Source organism: Streptomyces sp. NBC_01089, assembly GCF_045162975.1.
Classification (GTDB): Bacteria; Actinomycetota; Actinomycetes; order Streptomycetales; family Streptomycetaceae; genus Streptomyces.
Genome location: NZ_CP108660.1, coordinates 6,616,462 through 6,635,823 on the forward strand (window position 1 = coordinate 6,616,462; position 19,362 = coordinate 6,635,823).

A 19,362-nucleotide genomic window follows, 5' to 3' on the forward strand; every position below is an offset into this window, starting at 1 on the left:
GCACGATCCTGCTGAGAGTGCTCTTATCGCGCCATGACAGACCCGGCACCCCCACCCGAGTCCGCAGCGCGCGCCGCTGAGCTTCTCGCCGAGCTGCGGACACTGATCGTCCGGCATGCGGGCGGCGGCCCGCAGCGCAAGATGACGATCCTGGACGGGGTGTTCATCACGTACGCGGACCGGCCCACGCTCCCGGTCGGCGCGATGACGGAACCGTCCCTCGCGGTGGTCGGCCAGGGCGTCAAGCGCACGGTGCTGAACGGTGTGCCCCATGACTACCGCGCCGGGCAGTACTGCGTCGTCCCGGTCGATCTGCCGGTGACCGGGCAGGCGCTGGAGGCCGGCCGGGACGAACCCTTCGTCGTCTTCAGCATGACGCTGGACCCGGTGGCGATCGCACCGCTGCTCCTGGAGGCGGCGGACACCGTGAAGCCGCCCGCCTTCGCGGGCCTCGCGGTCAGCGACGCGACGGCAGAACTGCTCGATCCGATCGTCCGGCTGCTGCGTCTGCTCGGCCGCCCGGACGACCTCCGGGTCCTCGCACCCGGCATCGAACGGGAGATCCTGTGGCGCCTCGTCACCGGTGAACAGGGCGCGCTGGTCCGCCAGATCGGCCTCGCCAACAGCAGCATCGCGCGCATCTCCCGCGCGATCCGCTGGATCCGCCGGCACCACGACGAGCCGCTGCGCGTCGCGGACCTCGCCGAGCTGGCCCATATGAGCCCGTCGGCCTTCCACCGGCACTTCCGCGCCGCGACCTCGATGACACCGATCCAGTTCCAGCGGCAGATCCGGCTTCGGGAGGCGCGCGCCCTGCTCATGACCGGGCCGCCGGTGGACGTCGCGGCGGTCGGCCACCGGGTCGGCTACGGAAGTCCGTCCCAGTTCAGCCGTGAGTACCGCAAGGAGTTCGGGGCCCCGCCCGGCCGCGACGCGGCCCGCCACGCGGGGCACGGCTGACGGCGGGGCGCAGCAGGCGTCGGGGCGCGGCTGATGGCAGGGCCGGCTGACGGCAGCCCCGTGCCCCGCACACCGACTGCCCCTGCCTGTACGGGCCCAGGCCCCGCCCCTACCCGTACACGAAGGGCGTCGTGGTGGTGAGCGCGGCGAAGCCGAGCCGCTGGAGGATCGGGCGGCTGTCGTCGGACGCGTCGACCTGGAGGAGGCGGATGCCGCGCGCGGCCGCGATGCCCGCGCGGTACGCGACCAGGGCGCGGTAGATGCCGCGCCCGCGCCACGCCGGGGCCGTGCCGCCGCCCCAGAGGCTCGCGAACCCGGTGCCCGGACGGAACTCCATCCGCGCCGCGCAGACCGGTTCGTCACCGGCCATCGCCACCACCGCGACCAGCGAATCCGGGTCATCGGCCAGCCGTGCCAGCACCTGGTGGTGGATCCGCGAGCCGTCCTCGCCGAACGCCGCCTCGTGCGCGCGTGTCATCAGGGCCACCCCGGCCGCATCGGTCACCCGGCGCAGCTCCACCCCCTGCGGCAGCCGTACCTCCGTCGGCAGCCCCTGGACCTCGGCGACCATCAGTGTCTCCGGCGGTTCTGGGGTGAACCCGGCCGCCACGAGCCGGTCCGCCAGATCGGCCGGGCGGTCGTGGGCGTACAGCTTCCACTCGAACTCGCGGTGCAGCGCGGTGAAGTGCCGTACCGCCCCGGCGATCGCCGCGTCGGCTGTGGCCTCGTCAAGGTCCGACCAGACCACGCCGTTCCAGCTGCCTGCGTCGGGACCGGTCTGCCGTACGACGTCCCCGACGCGCTCGACCACGCCACCGGGACCGTCCGGCGGCGCCTCCCGCCGCATCCGGAGGTCGAAGGCCGCCCGTACCGCTTCCAGATCCATCCGGCCACCCAACAGCCGTGCCCCGCACACCGCAACCGCGTTTCTCCGCAACAGATCCGCAAAGAGCCTTGTGCACACCATGTGATGCGCGTAGACAACCAGTGACCTGCAGTCCGTCACCACCAGAACCGGAGTACACGCGTATGCCCTCCAGACTCGCCAGGATCTCCGCCTGTACGGTCGCGCTCGCCGCGGCCGGCAGTGCCCTCTACGGCATCGGCGTCGCCACGGCCGACAACTCCGTGCCGCGCACGGACCGGGAGATCCCGAACGTCACCAAGGTCGAAGACAGCATCAACGCCTACTACGGCGGTACGGCCGACGCGTCGGGTGCCTATCAGGCGTCCCCGAAGAGCAACTACGCCAAGCAGGTCCGGGGCATCGAGGCGCGGGCGAAGCGGCAGATCGCCGAGGCCGCCCACCGCACCGGGCACGGCCGCAAGCCCGCGATCGTCCTCGACGTGGACGACACGACGCTGCTCACCTACGACTGGGAGAAGAAGTACGGCTTCGCCTACAACGCGACCGCCTTCAACGACTACGTCCAGAGCGCGCGTTCCATCGCGGTCTTCGGCATGCCCGACGTCGTCAACTACGCCGCGGACAAGGGCGTCACGGTCTTCTTCCTGACCGGACGCGACGAGTCGCAGCGCACCGCTTCGGCCACCAACCTCACCAGGGCCGGATACCAGGTGCCGGTGGACAGGTCCCACTTCTACCTCAAGGACCCGGCCGCCGCGCCGTCCTACCTGAGCTGCGCGAAGCCCAAGTGGACCTGCAGCACGGTGCAGTTCAAGGCCGGCACCAGGAAGCACATCGAGTCGCTCGGCTACACCATCGTCGCCAACTTCGGGGACCAGTACTCCGACCTCAGCGGTGGCTATGCCGACAAGACGTACAAGATCCCGAACCCGATGTACTTCCTGCCGTGACCGGCCCGGCCCCGCGCTGACCGCCCGCCGGAGGAGAGGCCGCTTCGGCCCGCTCCTCCGGCGGCTTGTCGTACCGCAGCGCCACCGCGGTCGCGACCGCGCCGATCCCCTCCCACAGGCCCACGCCGATGAACCCGGACGGCGCCCGGCCGGACACGACGGCCGTGGTGAAGACCGCGAAGGTCAGCAGCCGGAACGGCACCGTCCAGCGGAAGAAGGCCCGCCAGTCGGCGGCGGCAGCCAGCAGGTAGTACACGCCCATGTTCACCGCGGCCATCGACGAGGCCGTGATGAAGGTCCGGGTGTAGTCGGACGGCGGACGGCCGGACGCCGGGGCCGCGAAGCCCAGGGCCTTCAGGAGCGCTTCGGGGGAGACCAGGCCCACGGCCCCCAGCAGGGTGGCGAGGACGCCGAAGACGGCCATGGTCCAGCCGGACGGGGAGCGGGGCAGTCGTATGACCATGGCGGCACCCTACGGCCAGGGGTGCCCGCCGCGGGCCGTAATGGATCACCGGACGGCTCCTTCTCCGGTTCCGGCCGTTCCTTCCCCGCCTCCGGCCGCTTCTTCCCCCGACTCCGGTTACTTCTTCAGCGCCGCGGCCATCATCTTCTGGGCGACGGGCCCCGCGAGGCCGTTGCCGCTGACCTCGGCACGGGCCGCGTCCGAGTCCTCGACGAGCACAGCGACAGCCACCTCCTTGCCGGTCGACTTGTCCTTCGCGTACGAGGTGAACCAGGCGTACGGCGCCTTGTCGTTGTCCACCCCGTGCTGCGCCGTGCCGGTCTTGCCGCCGACCACCGCGCCGGGCACCTTCGCGCTCGACCCCGTGCCCTGCTCGACGACGGTCTGCATCGCGCTCTGCAGCTGGGAGGCCGTGGACGCCGAGACGATCCGCTTGGACGGCTCCTTGTCGTAAGACTGGAGGGTGTTGCCGTCGCCGTCCGTCACCTTGGAGACCATGTGCGGGTCGGCCATCACTCCGCCGTTGGCCAGGGCGGACGTCACCATCGCCATCTGGAGCGGGGTGGCCGTCACATCGAACTGGCCGATGCCGCTCAGCGCCGTCTCCGCCTTGTTCATGTGCGAGGGGTAGTTGCTCGCCCACGCGCGCACCGGCACGTCCTGCTTGGTGTCGTTGAAGCCGAACTTCTCCGCCATCGCCCGCACCTTGTCCTGGCCCAGATCGTCGGCCAGCTTGGCGAAGACGGTGTTGCAGGAGTATTCGAGGGCGGCACGGAGCGTCGCGTTCTTGCAGGGGTCGGACGCGCTCTCGTTCCCGAGGTCCCTGACCGTGCCGGGGAGCCGGTACGGGTCGGGGCTGTCGGTCTTCTCGTCGATCGAGGAGAAGAGCCCGTCCTCCAGCGCGGCCGACGCGACCACCAGCTTGAAGGTCGACCCCGGGGGCAGCGGCTCGCGCAGCGCACGGTTGAGCATCGGCTGGTCCTTGTCCCCGGTCAGCTGCTTCCAGGCGTCGCCGTCCGTCGTCCCGCTGATCTTCGACGGGTCGTAGGAGGGGGTCGAGACCATCCCCAGGATCTGCCCGCTCTTCGGGTCGATGGCGACGGCGGCGCCCTTCTTGGTGCCGAGCGCCTCGTACCCCGCCTTCTGCACGGAGGGGTCGATGGTCGTCAGGACGTCGCCCGGCGCGGTCTGCTTGCCGGTCAGCGAGTCGACCGGGTTCTTCAGCCGGTTGTCCGTCCCGTCCAGGACGTCGCTGTAGATCCCTTCGAGCTGCGTCGAGCCGTACGCCTGCGAGCTGTAGCCGGTCACGGCCGAGTACAGGTCCCCGTCGGTGTAGGTGCGCCGGTAGGCGAGGTCGCCGCTGTCCGTCCTCTTCGATCCGGTGACCGACTTGCCTCCCACGATGATGTCGCCCATCGGATGCGCGTACTGCGCGATCGTGGTCCGACGGTTGTTCTTGTTGTCCGCGAGGGCCTGGCTCTCGTACGCCTGCACCCAGGTCGCCCGCGCGAGCAGGGCGAGGACCAGGAGCAGGCAGAAGACCGAGGCGCGCCTGAGTGTCTTGTTCATCCCGTAGGAGGACGAGCGGAACGGGCCGCGCCGTTCCCCGCCGGCTGGTTTTCTCAGCCATCTCTCATCTGCGCCGGGTCCGATCCGGGTGGTTCCCGGAGCGGCCGGAGCGGCCGGAGCCGCCGGAGCCGCCGGGCCGTGGGGTCAGAGCCGGCGGGTGGCCAGGGTCAGCCGGTCGCGGGCGTCGAAGAGCGCGTCCTTGACCATCTGCTCATGGCCGGGGGTGAGCCGGGCCACCGGCACCGAGCAGCTGATCGCGTCACGGGCCGGTGTGCGGTACGGGATCGCGACGCCGAAGCAGCGCAGCCCCAGCGTGTTCTCCTCGCGGTCCACGGCGTACCCCTGCTCGCGGACCAGGCGCAGCTCGTCGATGAGCTTCTCGCGGTCGGTGATGGTGTGCTCGGTGAGCTGCGGCAGGGTCTCCGGCAGCATCTTGCGGACCTGCTCGTCACTGTGGGTGGCGAGCAGCGCCTTGCCCAGCGAGGTCGAGTGCGCGGGGAGCCTGCGGCCGACCCGGGTGAACGGGCGCAGATAGTGCTGCGACTGCCGGGTGGCCAGATAGACGACATTGGTCCCGTCGAGCCGGGCGAGGTGGATGGTCTCCGTCGTGTCGTCGGAGAGCCGGTCCAGGGTGGTGCGGGCCGCGGCGACGACCTCGTCGCCGTCGATGTACGACGTGCCGACCAGCAGGGCGCGGACCCCGATGCCGTACCGGGTGCCGGTCGCGTCGGTCTCCACCCAGCCCAGCTCCACCAGCGTACGCAGCAGCATGTAGAGGCTGGACTTGGGGTATCCGACCGCCTCCTGGACGGCTGCGAGCGAGTGCATGCCGGGGCGCCCGGCGAAGTACTCGAGCAACTCCACCGTCCGCACCGCGGACTTGACCTGCGCCCCACCTGCTGTCTCGGCAGTCGACATTCGACCTTGCCCCTCTTGTCAATGCTGAACGCGCGTTATTAGAGTTCCCAGGAGAAATTCATCATCAGGAACTGTGTTCAGAATACCGAACAACTTTACCGAACAACTCGTTGTGCGGCAGCGGTTTGCGGCAGTGGATCTGGAAGGACGTTCGCGGTGGCAGCAACACCAGTCTGGAGTGTCGACCCCCGAACCGGGAAGCAGCGCGAGCAGGTTGCGCTGGAGGCCACGACGGGTGAGGTGGACCAGGTGGTCCGCGCCGCCCACGCCGCACGTGCCTCGCTCGCCGACCGCAGAGTGCGGGCGGCCCTGCTGCGTACGGCCGCCGATCTGCTCGACGAGGCCGGCCCCCATGTCATCGAGGCGGCCGACGCCGAGACCGCGCTCGGTCCCGGCCGGCTCACGGGTGAACTGGCCCGCACCACAGCGCAGTTCAGGGCGTTCGCCGATGTGATCGACGAGGGTTCCTTCCTCGACATCCGTATCGACCACCCGGACGCCGGCGCGGTTCCGCCCCGGCCCGACCTGCGCCGGTACAAGCTCCCGCTGGGCGTCGTCGCGGTGTACGCGGCGAGCAACTTCCCGCTGGCCTTCTCGGTGCCTGGCGGCGACACCGCCAGCGCACTCGCGGCCGGCTGCCCGGTCGTCGTCAAGGCGCACCCCGACCACCCCGCCACGTCCGAGCTGTGCGCCGCAGTGCTGCACCGGGCCGCCGAGCAGGCCGGAGCTGACCCCGCGGTGGTCTCCGTGGTGCACGGCTTCGACGCCGGAGTGGCGCTCGTCAAGCACCCGCTGGTCGCCGCAGCCGGTTTCACCGGTTCGGTGCGCGGCGGCCGGGCACTCTTCGACGCGGCGGCGGCCAGGCCGGTCCCGATCCCCTTCCACGGCGAGCTGGGCTCGCTCAACCCGGTCGTGGTGACCGAGGCCGCGGCCGCCGAGCGCGCCGAGGAGATCGGCGCGGGCCTCGCGGGCTCGGTCACCCTCGGCACCGGCCAGTTCTGTGTGAAGCCCGGCTTCGTGCTGGCGCCCACCGGGCCTGGCGGCGACGCCCTGGTCAAGTCGCTGACCGCAGCGGTCAGCGACTGCGAGGCCGGTGTCCTGCTCGACCACCGGATGCGGGACGCCTTCCTCGCGGGCGTACGCGAACGGGCCGCGCTGACCGGCGTCGACGTCCCGGTCACGCCGGGGGCGGGCGGCGAGCACACCGTCAGCGCGGGCTTCCTGACGCTGCCGGCGGCGCTGCTCGCCGCGGACGGTGAACACGATCTGCTCCTGGAGGAGTGCTTCGGCCCGGTCACGGTCGTCGCACGCTACGGATCCACCGACGAGATCACCGCGGTGCTCTCCCGGCTGCCGGGCAATCTGACCGCGACCCTCCAGGTCTCCGCCGCCGAGGCCGCGGGGGAGGGCGGCGCCGCCGCCCTGCTCGACGAGCTGACCCCGCTCGCCGGCCGGGTCCTGGTCAACGGCTGGCCCACCGGCGTCGCCGTGGCCCCCGCCCAGCACCACGGCGGGCCCTACCCGGCCACCACCTCCACCTCCACATCGGTCGGCGGCACCGCCATCGAGCGCTGGCTGCGCCCGGTCGCGTACCAGAGCACGCCCGACGCACTGCTCCCGCCCGAGCTGCGCGAGGCCAACCCGCTGGGCCTGCCCCGCCGTATCAACGGCCTGCCCGAGTGACCCGGCTGCCCGAGCTGCCCTTCCCGCTGCTTCCGGCGGGCCCGCAGGCCCCCTGGTCGTACGGGGAAGGGGCGCTCTCGGTACGCGCCGGAGCGCGCGAGGACCTGTTCGTACCCCCGGCGGGCGACTCGCTCACCCCGGCGTCCGACGCGCCCAGGCTGCTCGGCACGCCCCCGCCGGGCGACTTCCAGCTGATCGCGCGCGTGACGGTCGGTTTCGTCGGCGCGGGGGACGCGGGCGCGCTGTATCTGGAGACCGGCGAACAGGAGTGGCCGCGGCGGGAGTGGGCGAAGCTCTGCTTCGAACTCTCCCCCGACACCCCCACCGTCTGCTCGGTCGTGACCAGGGGGTACTCCGACGACGTCAACTCCGCGGTGGTGGAAGGCGGCAGCGTCTGGCTGCGGATCAGCCGTACGGGCAAGGCGTTCGCCTTCCACGCGTCGGCGGACGGCGAGCGCTGGACCTTCGTACGGGTCTTCGCACTCGGCGACGCGGAGAAGGCGACGGGCGCCCGGATCGGCTTCCTCGCCCAGTGCCCCACCGCGGACGGCTGCGCGGTGACGTTCGACTCCGTCGCATTCCGTGGGTACGCACCCAAGGGGCTGCGCGACGGCAGCTGAGGGGCGGAAGCTCCCCGGGGCCTCCGGCAGGCTCCGGCCCTGCTGTCGCCGCTGCCCGGCCGACCCCTCAGCCACGGCCCGGCCGCAGTCGGGCGGTGGCCAGCGCCGAAAGGGCCAGCAGGCCCGCGCTGATCAGCAGGGACGTCCGCATACCCGGAGCGAAGCCGCTGTCGCCCCCGACCAGCGCTCCGAACACCGCCACCGCGAGACCGCCCGACACCTGGCGCCCCGCGTTCAGCACCCCGGCCGCCAGCCCGGCCCGGTCCGCGGGCACCGCTTCCAGCATCGAGGCCGTCAGCGGCGGGACGGTCAGAGCCGTGCCCACCGCGAGGGGTACAAGGGCCGGCGCGACCAGCAGGGCGGGAGTCCGCGGTGAGAGCAGCAGCAGAAGCAGCACCCCCGCGACCGCGATGAGCTGACCCGCCAGCATCGGTACCCGCGGGCCGAAGCGGTCCGCCAGCTTGCCGGCGAACACATTGACCACCGGGATCAGCGCGCTCATCGGCAGGAACATCAGGCCCGCGCTCAGCGCCGACTGCCCGCGCACCTGCTGGAAGAAGAGACTGAGCACGAAGATCAGACCGTAGAAGGCGATGCTGTTCGCCGCTCCGGCGGCCATCGAGGCCGACACCGTCCGGTTGCGGAACAGGCTCAGTGGCACCACCGGATGCGGATGCCGGGACTCGGCGAACAGGAACGCGACCAGCGCCAGCGCGGCCACACCCGCCGCGGCGAGCCCCACCGCACCGCCCTCGATCACTGCGAAGGTCACCCCGGCCAGCACCACGACGGCGGACAGCTGACCCGGCACGTCCAGTGGGGACGGTCGGTGTTCGGAGCGCGGGGTACGGGTCAGCAGGATCAGCGCGGTGACCCCTACGGGCAGATTGATGAAGAAGATCCCGCGCCACCCCCACGCGGAGGTCAGAGCCCCGCCGGCCACCGGCCCCAGTGCGACGGCCACCGAGCCGCCCGCCGCCCACAGCGACACCGCACGGGCCCGCCGCGCCGCATCCGGGTACGCCTGGCGCACCAGCGCCAGCGACGCGGGCAGCAACACCGCGGCCGCGACGCCCTGGAGCACCCGCGCGCCGATCAGTACGGAAAGGGCCGGGGCCAGACCGCAGGCGGCGGAGGCCAGCGTGAAGAGGGTGATTCCGACGGCGTAGGCGCGCCCCGCACCGATCCGGTCGGACAGCGCGCCCGTGGAGAGCATCAGCGCGGCGAACGCCAGCGTGTAGCCGTCCACCACCCACTGCAGCCCCGGGAGTCCACCGCCCAGATCGCCGCCGATCGCGGGGAGCGCGACGGTGACCACGGTGGCGTCCAGCGTGATCAGGAAGAAGCCGAACAGTGCGGCCAGCAGGGTCGCGCCAGGTGCGGGCACGCGGCCGCTGCCTGCCAACTCGTGTCTGCGGGAGGGTGTTTGGAGGAGCGTCTCGGAAGTCATGTACCTGAGACTGCCGAAGGGGCGGAGGCTACAGTAGTGGCCTGAATGCCATACATCCGGAGGTTCTGGCCATGCCGCGCCCCTGCCGCCCCTACCACGTCGCCGTGATCGCCACCCCGCCCGTATCGATGTTCAATCTGGCCGTCCCGGAGATGATCTTCGACAAGGTCGAGGTGAACGCTGCTCCCGGCTACGAGACCGTCATCTGCGCCCCCGTTCCCGGCCAGGTCGTCACCACGGGAGGTCTGGAGATCGCTGTGCGCCGGGGCCTCGACGTGGTCGATGAGGCTGACACCGTGATCGTCGCGGGCGCGGGCCTCCGGCAGGAGTTCGACCCCGGCACGGTGACGGCGGTGCGCGCAGCGGCCGCCGCGGGCAAGCGCGTCGCCGCCATCTGCTCGGGCGCCTTCCTGCTGGCCGAGGCCGGACTGCTCGACGGGCGCCCCGCGACGACGTACTGGAAGAACAGCGAGGAGCTGACGAGCCGCTACCCCTCGGTCACCCTTCAGGACGACGTCCTCTTCGTCCACGACGGCCAGATTCTCACGGCCTCCGGGTACGCGGCCGGCATCGACCTGTGTCTGCACATCGTCCGGACCGACTACGGGGCGGCCGTCGCCAATGCGGTGGCCAGACTGGCACTGGTGGCACCCGTACGGCCGGGCGGCCAGGGCCAGTTCACCGACACCCCGCTGCCGCCCGAGCGCGGCATCTCCTTCGCCGAGACCCGCGCCTGGACGATGCGGCACCTCGACGAGCCGCTCACCCTCACCGATCTCGCCCGGCACGCGGGGGTCTCCATCCGTACGCTGTCCCGCCGCTTTCAGGCGGAGACGGGCGTCAGCCCGCTCCAGTGGCTGCTGCACCAGCGGATCGAACGGGCCCGTGAACTCCTGGAGACGACCACGCTGCCCATGGACCGGGTGGCGAGCGCCAGCGGCCTCGGCACAGCCGACTCCCTGCGCCAGCACCTCACACGCCGGGTCGGCCTCACCCCCAGCGCCTACCGGGCGGCGTTCAGCCGCATCGCGACCACGGCCTGACGGTGGCGCGCAGACCTCGGCCCGGGGCTGCGGCACCGGTGCCCCGTGTCATCGAACCTTGAGTGATGTCACCGAAGGCTGAGCGGTGTGCTGACGATCAGGAGAGCCGGACGGGCCAACACGCGACAGTTGACTATGCGAGCGCACCAGTACGAGGCCGTGATCGAAGACATCCGGCCGTGTCCAGGTGGTCCGGGACGGCCCCGTGAGGGTGTCAGACCTGGCCGTAACCGCCGTCGACCTGGTAGTCGGCGCCGTTGACGTGGGAGGCCGCGTCCGAGGCGACGAAGGCGATGACGGCGGCGACCTCTTCCGCGGTACCGGCCCGGGTCATCGGGGTCCCGGTGCCCATCGTGGCGATGAGCGTCTCGCGTTCCTCGGAGGTGGCGGCCAGCTGTGCGATACCGGGCGTGTCCGTCGGGCCCGGGCTCACCACGTTCACCCGGATCCCGCGTGGGGTCAGCTCAAGGGCCCAGGTACGGGCGAGGGCACGGACCCCGGCCTTCGAAGCCGCGTAGAGACTCCGCCCGCGCGACGCCTTGTGCGCGGCCATCGAGCCGGTGAGGACGATGACGCCGCCGTCCGCCAGCAGTGGCAGCGCCTTCTGGGCGGTCATGATCGTGCCGGTGATGTTGACGTCGAAGACCGACCTGATGACGTCCTCGGTGATGGTTCCCAGCGGTGCGGTCGCGATCGCCGCCGCGTTGACGACCAGCACGTCCAGCCGGCCGCTGCGCCGCTCCACCTGTGCGAAGAGCCGGTCGAGGTCGTCGGCCGAGCGTGAGTCGGCGCGCACCCCGACGACGTCACCCGGCAGATCCGCTGCCGCCGCCGTCAGGGCGTCCTGGTCCCGGCCCGTGATGTAGACGGTGCCGCCGCCTTCGGCGATCTTCCGCGCGGTGACGTGGCCGATACCGGCACTCCCGCCCGTCACGACCGCGACCTTGTGGTGAAACGTGTTGCTCATGGAACTCGTCGTCCGTTCGTCCGGGTAGCCGTTCCGAAGGGAACGTCCTGGGGAATACAGGCGGTACGAGCCTGCGGCTGTGCGGACACCGGTGCCAGAAGCCTGCCGATACCGGTACTGACAGCACCAGGCCGACGCCTCCCGGCTCTGGCAGAGTGGACAGGTGCCGACGACCACGAACCGGACCGAACTGCGGGAGTTCCTGCGCTCACGACGCGCGCGGGTCTCACCCGGGGACGTCGGCATCCTCCCGGGAGTCCGGCGGCGTACCCCCGGACTGCGCCGCGAGGAGGTCGCCCAGCTCGCCGGTGTCGGCATCACCTGGTACACGTGGCTGGAGCAGGGGCGGCCGATCAACGTCAGCTCCCAGGTGCTCGACGCGGTGGCCCGCACCCTGTCTCTGGGTGCCGCCGAGCGTGACCACCTCTACCGTCTGGCCGAGGTCCCCCAGCCCCCGGTCATCAGCGATCCGCCGTCCGAGCTCCCCGGCCACCTCGACACCGTCCTGGGAGCCCTGGACCCGTTGCCCGCCATGCTGGTCGACGCCCGCACCGACGTGCTGCGCTGGAACCGTGCCTATGCGGCCCTGCACCCCGCTCTGGTCAGTGCTCCGCCCGGTGAGCGCAACACCCTCTGGCACCTCTTCGCGGCGCCGGATGGACAGCACCCCATCGTCAACCGCGACGAGCAGGCGCCCGAGGCCGTGGCGGGGTTCCGCTATCGCTACAGCCAGAACGCGGGCGACCCGCGATGGCAGGACTTCGTCACCCGTCTGTGCGCCGCCAGCCCACTGTTCTCCCGGCTCTGGGCCACGCACGACGTCGCTCCACCGCACCTGTGCGACAAGCGCTACGACATCACGGGAATCGGCGAAGTGAGTCTGCGTGCCACCGGCATGGAACTGACGGACCACCCCGGCGTCCGCCTCGTCGTCCAGACCCCCACCGACCGGCGCAGCCACGAGAACATCGACCGCCTGCTGCGCCGGGCGACGCACCTGTGACGCAGGGACCGGCCCTCACAGAGGCGTGACCGCCGTTACGGCGGCACCGGGGAGAAATCCCGGTGCCCGGAGCCGCCCTTGGCGGCACACTGGGGCGATGGATCATGTGCAGACCGCCAGGGACCTGGTGCGCGACCGTTTCCCCGGGGCGCGGGCCGCCTTTCTGTGCGGCAGTGTGCTGACTCACCGCCGCACCGCCACCTCCGACCTGGACATCGTGGTCCTGCTGGCCGGTCCGCCCGCCCCGTTCCGGGAGAGCCTGGTGTGGGAGGGCTGGCCGGTGGAGCTGTTCGTTCAGACCGAGGCCGTCTGGCGGTCGTTCGCCGAGCGGGAGACCGTCGCCCGCAACTCCCCGCTGCTCGCCATGTGCGCGGAAGGCATGGTGCTGGCCGATGCGGACGGGCTCGGGGCAGCGCTGCAGGCCGAGTCCCGGGAACGGCTGGCGGCGGGGCCGTCTCCCGTACCTGCGGCGGAGCTGGAGGACCGGCGGTACGCGCTCACCGACACCCTGGACGATCTTCGGGGCTGCACCGACCCGGCGGAGCGCGCCTACCTGGTGGCGGATCTGCTGCGGCGCGCCTCGGAGCTGGCCCTGCTGGCGGGCGGACACTGGCTCGGCGGCGGCAAGTGGCTCTCACGGCGGCTCGCAGCGGCCGACCCCGCGCTGCACGGGCGGCTGACAGCCGGCGCGGCCGCGGCGATGTCCGGCAGGGCTGAAGGAACGGACCACTTCAGCGGTGCGGTGCAGGACGTACTGAAGCTGGCAGGCGGACCCATCTGGGCCGGTTACAGACGCAGTTGAGGCTGCGCGAGGTCCCCGCCCCGGCGGCCGGGGTACTGCTCGCCGCGGCACGCACCGGGCCGCTCACACACCGTCGCCCGGTGCCGTGCCCGCGCGTTGCGGGCGGGGGGTGTCCAGGTGGGGCGGGGTGGCCGTCAGCGGGAGTTTGTGGACGAACGCGCGCCGCAGCGCGTGGTACGGGGCCTGCGGGTCGCGGAAGGTGCGCGCCATCCGCGTCAGCTCGTCCTCCCGGTACGCGGCCAGCGGCCTGACCGCCTCCTCGCGGTCCAGCGCGGCCTTCTTGGCCGCCGCCCGCGACTGCGCGGCGGAGGACGACGCGAGGAGCGTGGCGAGCCGGGTCACCGCGGCCGGGAAGTCCTGCGGGCCGCATTCGACGACCCGGTCCACCAGACCGATGCGCTGCCCGGCGGCCGAGCCGACCGGCAGCGCCCGCCGCATCAGCTCCCCGGCGACCTCCGCACCCACCCGGCGCGGCAGGGTGCGGGTCCAGTACTCGGATCCGTAGAGCCCCATCAGCCGGTAGTGCGGATTGAGCACCGCGCCCGCCCGGCACCAGACCTCGTCCGCCGCCAGCGCCAGCATCGCCCCGCCCGCGGCGGCGTTGCCGCCCACAGCGGAGATCACCAGCCGGTCGGTGGTCGTCAGAACGGCCTCCACCAGGTCGTCCATGGCACCGATGTTGGCCCAGGACTCCGCCGCCGGGTCGGCGGCCGCCTCGATCACGTTGAGATGGATGCCGTTGCTGAAGAAGTCCCGGCCGCCGCCCAGCACCAGCACCGACGTGGGCCGGGCGAGCGCGGTCCGGTACGCGGCGAGCAGCCGCCCGCACTGGTCCGTGCTCATGGCGCCACCGGGGAACGAGAACGTGAGGAACCCCGCCCGCCCCTCCTCCCGGTACCGGATGTCGCTCCAGGTGCGCGACGGCCCGTCCGTCCGCAGCGGCGCCGGGAGTTCGGGCAGTGCGGGGAGCCGGTCGCCGAGCGCGGCGACAGCCGGGAGCTTGTACGTGGGCGGCTCGCCGGGGACGCGCCGGGGCCGCAGCTCCGGGATCCACACCGCCCCGTCGGCCGTCGCCCGGCAGACCGCGCCGGCGCGGGTGGCCAGCAGCTCGCCCGGCCGGCCCCGCAGCTCGTCCTCCGGGTGGCCGCCGTGCAGGAACCACTCACCGCCGAGCAGCTCGTCGCGTACTCCCGGGTTCGAGTCGGCGGCGCGCAGCTTGCGTACGACCGCCGCTGTGGAGTCCGCCCGCCAGTCGATCCGCCGCTGCTCCTGGCGCAGATACGGCCTGGTGCGGGCGGCGCCCTGCCGTACCGGCCGCTGCTGCTGCGGCTCCGGCACATACGTACCTGACGCGAATCGCTCGACCGCCTGGAGCACCGCCCGCAGCGCCGCGTCGGAGATCTCGTTGCGGTACAGATCGCTCTTGCCCACCGCGGGCACCGGGCACTCGGCGGTGGCCCAGACATCACCGGCGTCCATGACCGCGTCCGCCTGCAGGACGGTGACCCCCCAGCGGGTCACGCCCTCGTGGATCGCCCAGTCCAGGGAGGAGGGCCCACGGTCGCCGACCGGCCCCGGGTGCACGATGAGACAGGTGTGCGCCGTCCAGATGTCCTGCGGTACGGCCGTCTTCAGCAGCGGGGCGACGATCAGCTCGGGCCGGTGCCTGCGGACGGCCTCCCGCAGCGCCGCGTCGTGCAGGGCGGGGTCGGGCAGCGCGACGGCCACCGCGACGGTGTGGCCGTGCTCCCGCAGCTCGGCGTGCACCCGCTGCGTCAGACTGTTGAAGGCACTCGCGACGAGCAGGATGTGCACGGCGGTCTCCCGGTGATCGGACGCTCCATGGCCGGGGTGGGGCCGGCCGCCTGCGATCGTCGGGCACACCGGGGCGGTGCACGGGGGACGCCGGGCCGCGGTGTCCACCGAAAGCGGAGCGCTCTGCGCCATCTGCGGCGCCCCAGCTCGACCGCAAGGCGCTCCCGGCCCCGGAGCACACCGCCGAGGGGACCGGCCGGGCCGCTTCGAACAGGCAGGAGGCGATCCTGTGCGCGATGTTCGCGGACGTCCTCGGTCTGCCCGCAGTCGGCGTGGACGACAATTTCTTCGAACTGGGCGGGCACTCCCTCCTTGCGACGCGCCTGGTGGGGTAGGTACGGACGAGGCTGGGCTTCGATGTGCCGCTGCGGGCCCTGTTCGCCACGCCCACCGTCGCCGGCCTCATCGGCTCACTCACCGGAGGGGAACGCCTCGCCCGGTCCGGGGAAGCGCTGGCGAGGGTCCTGCCGATCCGGACGCGGGGCAGTCGTACGCCGCTCTTCTGCGTCCACCCCGCGACCGGGGTGAGCTGGGGTTTCGCACAGCTGGCCGCGTCGATCCCGGCGGAGTATCCGCTGTACGGGGTGCAGGCCCAGGGCCTCACGGGTGCGGAGGAACTGCCGCAGTCGATTGCGGAGATGGCCGCTGACTACGTACGGCAGATCCGGGCCGTCCAGCCCGCCGGTCCCTATCAGCTGCTGGGCTATTCGCTCGGCGGTGTGGTCGCCCAGGAGGTGGCGGTCCAGCTGCGGGAGGCGGGGCTCGCTGTCGACGCCCTGGTGATCATGGACTCGTACCCGGCGCATCACATCCCGGCCCTGTTCGGCCTCGATGTGCCCGGCCTCCACGCGCAGGACGGCCTGCCGGAGGAGTGGGAGCAGTTCGTCCTCCGGGGCGAGGGGGACGGCGGGGACGAGGGGGACGGCGGGGACGAGGGGGACGCCTTCAACCGGCGGGTCCTGGAGAACAGCTCGGCCATCCTGCGGACCCACGTGCCGCGCGTGTACGAGGGTGACGTGCTGCTCGTCGTGGCCGCTGCGGGCAAGGTCGACGGTGCGAAGCCGGCGGAGGCGTGGGCGCCGTATGTGACCGGGGACGTACGGGCGGAGAGTGTGCCGTGCCGCCATGAGGACATGACACAGCCGGACATGCTCGCACTGGTGGGAGAGCTGACCGCGCGCCGGCTGGAGGAATGCGGCTGACGGGGTGGGGGCGCTGGGCGCGTGGGCGGTGCGGTGCGGTGCAGGAGGGTGCGGGGCACGGGACCCGTGGCGGCGGGGTGGCGGGATGACCACCCCGTGCCCTCGCGGGGAATGTGCCGGTCCGCGCACCTGTTGACCAGGTGCGCGGGGGCTTCCTGTGCCGTACGACCCTGGAGAGATGAAGAACATGCGCGTCGAGATCTGGAGCGACATCGCCTGCCCCTGGTGCTACGTGGGCAAGGCCCGGTTCGAGAAGGCCCTCGCCGGCTTCCCGCACCGCGACCAGGTCGAGGTGGTGCACCGTTCCTTCGAGCTGGACCCGGCGCGGGCGAAGGGCGACGCCGCCCCCGTCCTGGAGATGCTCAGCAAGAAGTACGGGATGAGCCCGGAGCAGGCGCAGGAGGCCGAGAACAACATCGCGGCCAACGCCGGCGCCGAGGGCCTCGGCTACCGCACGGAGGGCCGTGACCACGGGAACACCTTCGACATGCACCGGCTGCTGCACTTCGCCAAGGAGCAGGGTCGGCAGGACGAGCTGATCGGGCTGCTCTACCGGGCGAACTTCGCCGACGAGCGCTCCGTGTTCGACGGCGGCGACGCGTATCTGGTGGAGCTGGCCGTGGAGGCCGGGCTGGACGCCGACGGGGCCCGCGCGGTGCTCGCCGACCCCGCCGCGTACGCCGACGCCGTGCGGACCGATGAGCGCGAGGCGGCCGAACTCGGCGCGAACGGTGTGCCGTTCTTCGTGCTGGACCGTGCGTTCGGGGTGTCGGGCGCCCAGCCCGCCGAGGTCTTCACGCAGGCGCTCGGCCAGGCGTGGGACGCCAGGCCCCGGCCCGCGATGGTCGGCGGCGACGGCGAGGTCTGCGGCCCCGACGGCTGCGAGGTCCCGGCACCGGGCGACCGGCCCTGACCGCGCGGTGACTGTGCGGTGATCGGGGCGGTGGCAGGGCGGTCGGTTGACCGTGCGGTGATCGAGGGCCCTGAGCGTGCATGACCGTGCGGTGATCAGGGGCGGTGGCCGGGCGTGACCGTGCCCGTGATGGGCGGCATCGGTGGCCGGGCGGGGCCGGGGCAGGGCCTTTTGCGCTGCCCCGGCCCACCCCTAACCGAGCACGTACGCCATGTCGTGGAAGGCGCGGCGCACCGCGGCGATACCGTCCCCGGCCCTGCTGGGATGCACCCGGTTGGTGAGCAGCACCGCGTACCGTCCGGCCACCGGGTCCACCCAGAGGCTCGTACCGGTGAACCCGGTGTGCCCGTACGAAGCGGGCCCGAACGAGTCGCCGACGGGGGAGCCCACCGGGTCCTGGCCCTGCCAGGCGAGGCCCCTGCGCAGCGCGAGGCCGTCCGTGTGGCCCGCCGTCATCAGGGCGAACGTGCCGGGCCGCAGCAGCTCCCGGCCGCCGCCCGCCAGCGACCTGCCCAGCCGTTCCATGTCGTCCAGCGGGGCGAACAGGCCGGCGTGTGCGGCCACCCCGCCGAGCACCGCGGCGTTCTCGTCGTGCACCTCGCCGGTCACCACCCGGCCGCGCCACGGGCAGTCCTCGGTGGCCACCGCGCGGGCCCGGCCCGCCGCGTCCGGATTGAAGCCGGTCGCCGCCAACCCCAGCGGCGCGCAGACCAGTTCCGCGACCAGCCGGTCCAGTGGGCGCCCGGCGGCGGCCTCCGCGATCAGCCCGAGCAGGATGAACCCCTGCGAGGAGTACTGGACCCGGGTGCCCGGCGGGGCGGCCGGCGCCAGCATGCGTACCGCGTTCAGCAGTGCCGTACGCGTCCCGTGCCCCCGGTAGAGCGGCACGCCTCCCGGCAACCCCGATGTGTGCGTCAGCAGGTGATGGAGGGTCAGGTTGGCCTTGTCGCCGCCGCGGTACTCCGGCAGATGCCCGCCCACCGTGTCGGTGAGCGCCAGGACGCCCGCGTCGACCAGGGCCATCACGGCGAGACCCGCGACGGGCTTCGTCACCGATGCGAGATCCCACAGTTCGCTGCCGTCCAGCGCGGGCCCCGTCCAGCTCCTGGTGCCGGTCCAGCCCCGGTCCAGCGGGCCGTCCGCGGTGCCGACCGACCAGGCGGCCGCCGAGTAGACCCGGCGCTCCCGCCCCGCGGCGAGCAGCTGGGCCGGCCGACTCGCCTCCGGCAGCGCCGAGTTCACCTCGTCCGTGCCGTTCATGCCCGCTCACCGCCCCGCGCCGCCGTGCCTCCGACGACGCCCAGTGCGGGGCCGCCGCTGCCGAGGCCCGCCGAGACGGTACGGGCGGCCGCGCGCACCATCGGCCCGAACAGTCCTGCGCTCTCCGGGTCCAGGGTGAACGTCAGCCCGCAGACCCCCAGCGCGCCCACCACCCGTCCGTCCCCGTCCGTCACCGGCGCGGCCACCGCCCGGACGTCCTGCTCGTGGTACTCGTCGTCGACCGCGTAACCCCGCTCCGCCGTACGGACCAACTCGGCCCGGATCTCGGCCGGTTCGGTGAGGGTGCGGAAGGTGAGCGCGGTGAGCGCGGTCTCTTCGAGCACGGCATCCACCTCCGGGTCCGGCAGCGCGGAGAGCATCGCCAGGCCCGCCGCCGTGCAGTACAGCGGGGTCTCGCCGCCGGGGCGGGTGCTCATCCGGTATCCGCGCACCGGTTCCGACTGCTCCAGGAGCACGGCGGTGGACCGGTGCCGCACCGCGTAGTACGCGAGCAGACCGGTGCGGGTACGCAGATCCGCCAGTGCCGGGCGGACCAGCCGGAGGTCGTCCCCGGCGTCCAGCGCGGCCGCGGCCAGGCCGAGCAGCCGGGGCCCCGCGCGGTAACTGCCGCCCTCCGCCGGCTGGGCGAAGCCGTACTCGGCCATGGTCCGCAGATGGCGGTGGACCGTCGGTTTGGTGAGCCCGGTGCGCCGTGCGATCTCGCCAAGACGGTGCGGGCCGCCCGTCCGTACCAGTGCCTCCAGTACCTCCATGGCTTTGTCGACTGGGCCCTTCCCGGGCTCCTGCTCGCTCGATCGGGTGTTGACCGTGTTCGGCATGACGCCTAGCTTAACCCCATCGCATTCCATCTTCCGG

Annotated in this window: 19 protein-coding genes; 10 read left to right on the top strand and 9 right to left on the bottom strand. The window is 72.4% G+C overall.

Annotated features, from left to right (window positions below; genetic code table 11):
- The first annotated feature begins 33 nt into the window (after nucleotides 1-33).
- Nucleotides 34-960, top strand: coding sequence for an AraC family transcriptional regulator N-terminal domain-containing protein (locus OG510_RS29690; RefSeq protein ID WP_406140831.1), 927 nt, complete (start codon nucleotides 34-36; stop codon nucleotides 958-960).
- Nucleotides 961-1,069: 109 nt separating this feature from the next.
- Here OG510_RS29690 and OG510_RS29695 read toward each other — a convergent pair whose 3' ends face one another.
- Nucleotides 1,070-1,846, bottom strand: a complete 777-nt coding sequence (locus OG510_RS29695) for a GNAT family N-acetyltransferase (RefSeq protein ID WP_406140833.1) — start codon at nucleotides 1,844-1,846, stop codon at nucleotides 1,070-1,072.
- Between the two features lie 143 nt (nucleotides 1,847-1,989).
- On the opposite strand from OG510_RS29695, the gene OG510_RS29700 reads away from it, so the two are divergent.
- The gene (locus OG510_RS29700; RefSeq protein WP_406140834.1) at nucleotides 1,990-2,778 is read left to right on the top strand and encodes an HAD family acid phosphatase; all 789 of its coding nucleotides are present in this window, start codon (nucleotides 1,990-1,992) and stop codon (nucleotides 2,776-2,778) included.
- Here the strand turns inward: OG510_RS29700 and OG510_RS29705 are convergent.
- From OG510_RS29705 to OG510_RS29715, 3 genes are all read right to left on the bottom strand, one after another.
- Nucleotides 2,717-3,241, bottom strand: a complete 525-nt coding sequence (locus OG510_RS29705; protein WP_406140835.1) for a hypothetical protein — start codon at nucleotides 3,239-3,241, stop codon at nucleotides 2,717-2,719. The genes OG510_RS29700 and OG510_RS29705 overlap by 62 nt on opposite strands.
- A 117-nt stretch (nucleotides 3,242-3,358) precedes the next feature.
- Nucleotides 3,359-4,810 (bottom strand): peptidoglycan D,D-transpeptidase FtsI family protein, encoded by a 1,452-nt coding sequence (locus OG510_RS29710; RefSeq protein ID WP_406140836.1) that lies wholly within the window; start codon nucleotides 4,808-4,810, stop codon nucleotides 3,359-3,361.
- A 144-nt stretch (nucleotides 4,811-4,954) separates the two neighbouring features.
- A complete protein-coding gene (locus OG510_RS29715) occupies nucleotides 4,955-5,728 on the bottom strand; it encodes an IclR family transcriptional regulator (RefSeq protein ID WP_164265820.1) in 774 nt (257 codons plus the stop codon).
- Nucleotides 5,729-5,884: 156 nt separating this feature from the next.
- Here OG510_RS29715 and OG510_RS29720 point away from each other — a divergent pair, with 156 nt between their 5' ends.
- Complete coding sequence (locus OG510_RS29720; RefSeq protein WP_406140837.1) at nucleotides 5,885-7,411, top strand: aldehyde dehydrogenase (NADP(+)); 1,527 nt, start codon at nucleotides 5,885-5,887, stop codon at nucleotides 7,409-7,411.
- Nucleotides 7,408-8,031, top strand: a complete 624-nt coding sequence (locus OG510_RS29725) for a DUF1349 domain-containing protein (protein WP_406140839.1) — start codon at nucleotides 7,408-7,410, stop codon at nucleotides 8,029-8,031. Before OG510_RS29720 ends, OG510_RS29725 begins: the two co-directional genes overlap by 4 nt.
- Before the next feature lie 67 nt (nucleotides 8,032-8,098).
- On the opposite strand, the gene OG510_RS29730 is transcribed toward OG510_RS29725, so the two are convergent.
- The gene (locus OG510_RS29730) at nucleotides 8,099-9,481 is read right to left on the bottom strand and encodes an MFS transporter (protein WP_406140841.1); all 1,383 of its coding nucleotides are present in this window, start codon (nucleotides 9,479-9,481) and stop codon (nucleotides 8,099-8,101) included.
- A 71-nt stretch (nucleotides 9,482-9,552) separates the two neighbouring features.
- Between OG510_RS29730 and OG510_RS29735 the strand changes: the two genes are divergently transcribed.
- On the top strand, nucleotides 9,553-10,524 hold the full coding sequence (locus OG510_RS29735; RefSeq protein ID WP_406140843.1) for a GlxA family transcriptional regulator: 972 nt from the start codon (nucleotides 9,553-9,555) through the stop codon (nucleotides 10,522-10,524).
- Nucleotides 10,525-10,738: 214 nt separating this feature from the next.
- On the opposite strand, the gene OG510_RS29740 is transcribed toward OG510_RS29735, so the two are convergent.
- Complete coding sequence (locus tag OG510_RS29740) at nucleotides 10,739-11,491, bottom strand: SDR family NAD(P)-dependent oxidoreductase (protein WP_406140844.1); 753 nt, start codon at nucleotides 11,489-11,491, stop codon at nucleotides 10,739-10,741.
- 163 nt (nucleotides 11,492-11,654) lie between these two features.
- Here OG510_RS29740 and OG510_RS29745 point away from each other — a divergent pair, with 163 nt between their 5' ends.
- Nucleotides 11,655-12,494 (top strand): helix-turn-helix transcriptional regulator, encoded by an 840-nt coding sequence (locus OG510_RS29745; protein WP_406140846.1) that lies wholly within the window; start codon nucleotides 11,655-11,657, stop codon nucleotides 12,492-12,494.
- 97 nt (nucleotides 12,495-12,591) lie between these two features.
- Complete coding sequence (locus OG510_RS29750; protein WP_406140847.1) at nucleotides 12,592-13,296, top strand: nucleotidyltransferase domain-containing protein; 705 nt, start codon at nucleotides 12,592-12,594, stop codon at nucleotides 13,294-13,296.
- Between the two features lie 63 nt (nucleotides 13,297-13,359).
- Here OG510_RS29750 and OG510_RS29755 read toward each other — a convergent pair whose 3' ends face one another.
- Complete coding sequence (locus tag OG510_RS29755) at nucleotides 13,360-15,111, bottom strand: hydrogenase maturation protein (RefSeq protein WP_406140849.1); 1,752 nt, start codon at nucleotides 15,109-15,111, stop codon at nucleotides 13,360-13,362.
- A gap of 236 nt (nucleotides 15,112-15,347) precedes the next feature.
- On the opposite strand from OG510_RS29755, the gene OG510_RS29760 reads away from it, so the two are divergent.
- The 3 genes from OG510_RS29760 to OG510_RS29770 all read left to right on the top strand — a co-directional run bounded on the left by OG510_RS29760 (nucleotide 15,348) and on the right by OG510_RS29770 (nucleotide 17,226).
- Nucleotides 15,348-15,446, top strand: coding sequence for a phosphopantetheine-binding protein (locus OG510_RS29760; RefSeq protein WP_406140850.1), 99 nt, complete (start codon nucleotides 15,348-15,350; stop codon nucleotides 15,444-15,446).
- 24 nt (nucleotides 15,447-15,470) lie between these two features.
- Nucleotides 15,471-16,313, top strand: coding sequence for an alpha/beta fold hydrolase (locus OG510_RS29765; RefSeq protein ID WP_406140851.1), 843 nt, complete (start codon nucleotides 15,471-15,473; stop codon nucleotides 16,311-16,313).
- Between the two features lie 187 nt (nucleotides 16,314-16,500).
- A complete protein-coding gene (locus OG510_RS29770; protein ID WP_406142618.1) occupies nucleotides 16,501-17,226 on the top strand; it encodes a DsbA family oxidoreductase in 726 nt (241 codons plus the stop codon).
- A 192-nt stretch (nucleotides 17,227-17,418) separates the two neighbouring features.
- Here the strand turns inward: OG510_RS29770 and OG510_RS29775 are convergent, their stop codons facing one another.
- Nucleotides 17,419-18,486: a serine hydrolase domain-containing protein gene (locus tag OG510_RS29775; RefSeq protein ID WP_406140852.1), complete on the bottom strand. Its 1,068-nt coding sequence runs from the start codon at nucleotides 18,484-18,486 to the stop codon at nucleotides 17,419-17,421.
- On the bottom strand, nucleotides 18,483-19,325 hold the full coding sequence (locus OG510_RS29780) for an IclR family transcriptional regulator (RefSeq protein ID WP_406140853.1): 843 nt from the start codon (nucleotides 19,323-19,325) through the stop codon (nucleotides 18,483-18,485). The genes OG510_RS29775 and OG510_RS29780 overlap by 4 nt, the downstream gene beginning before the upstream one ends.
- Nucleotides 19,326-19,362: the final 37 nt, after the last annotated feature.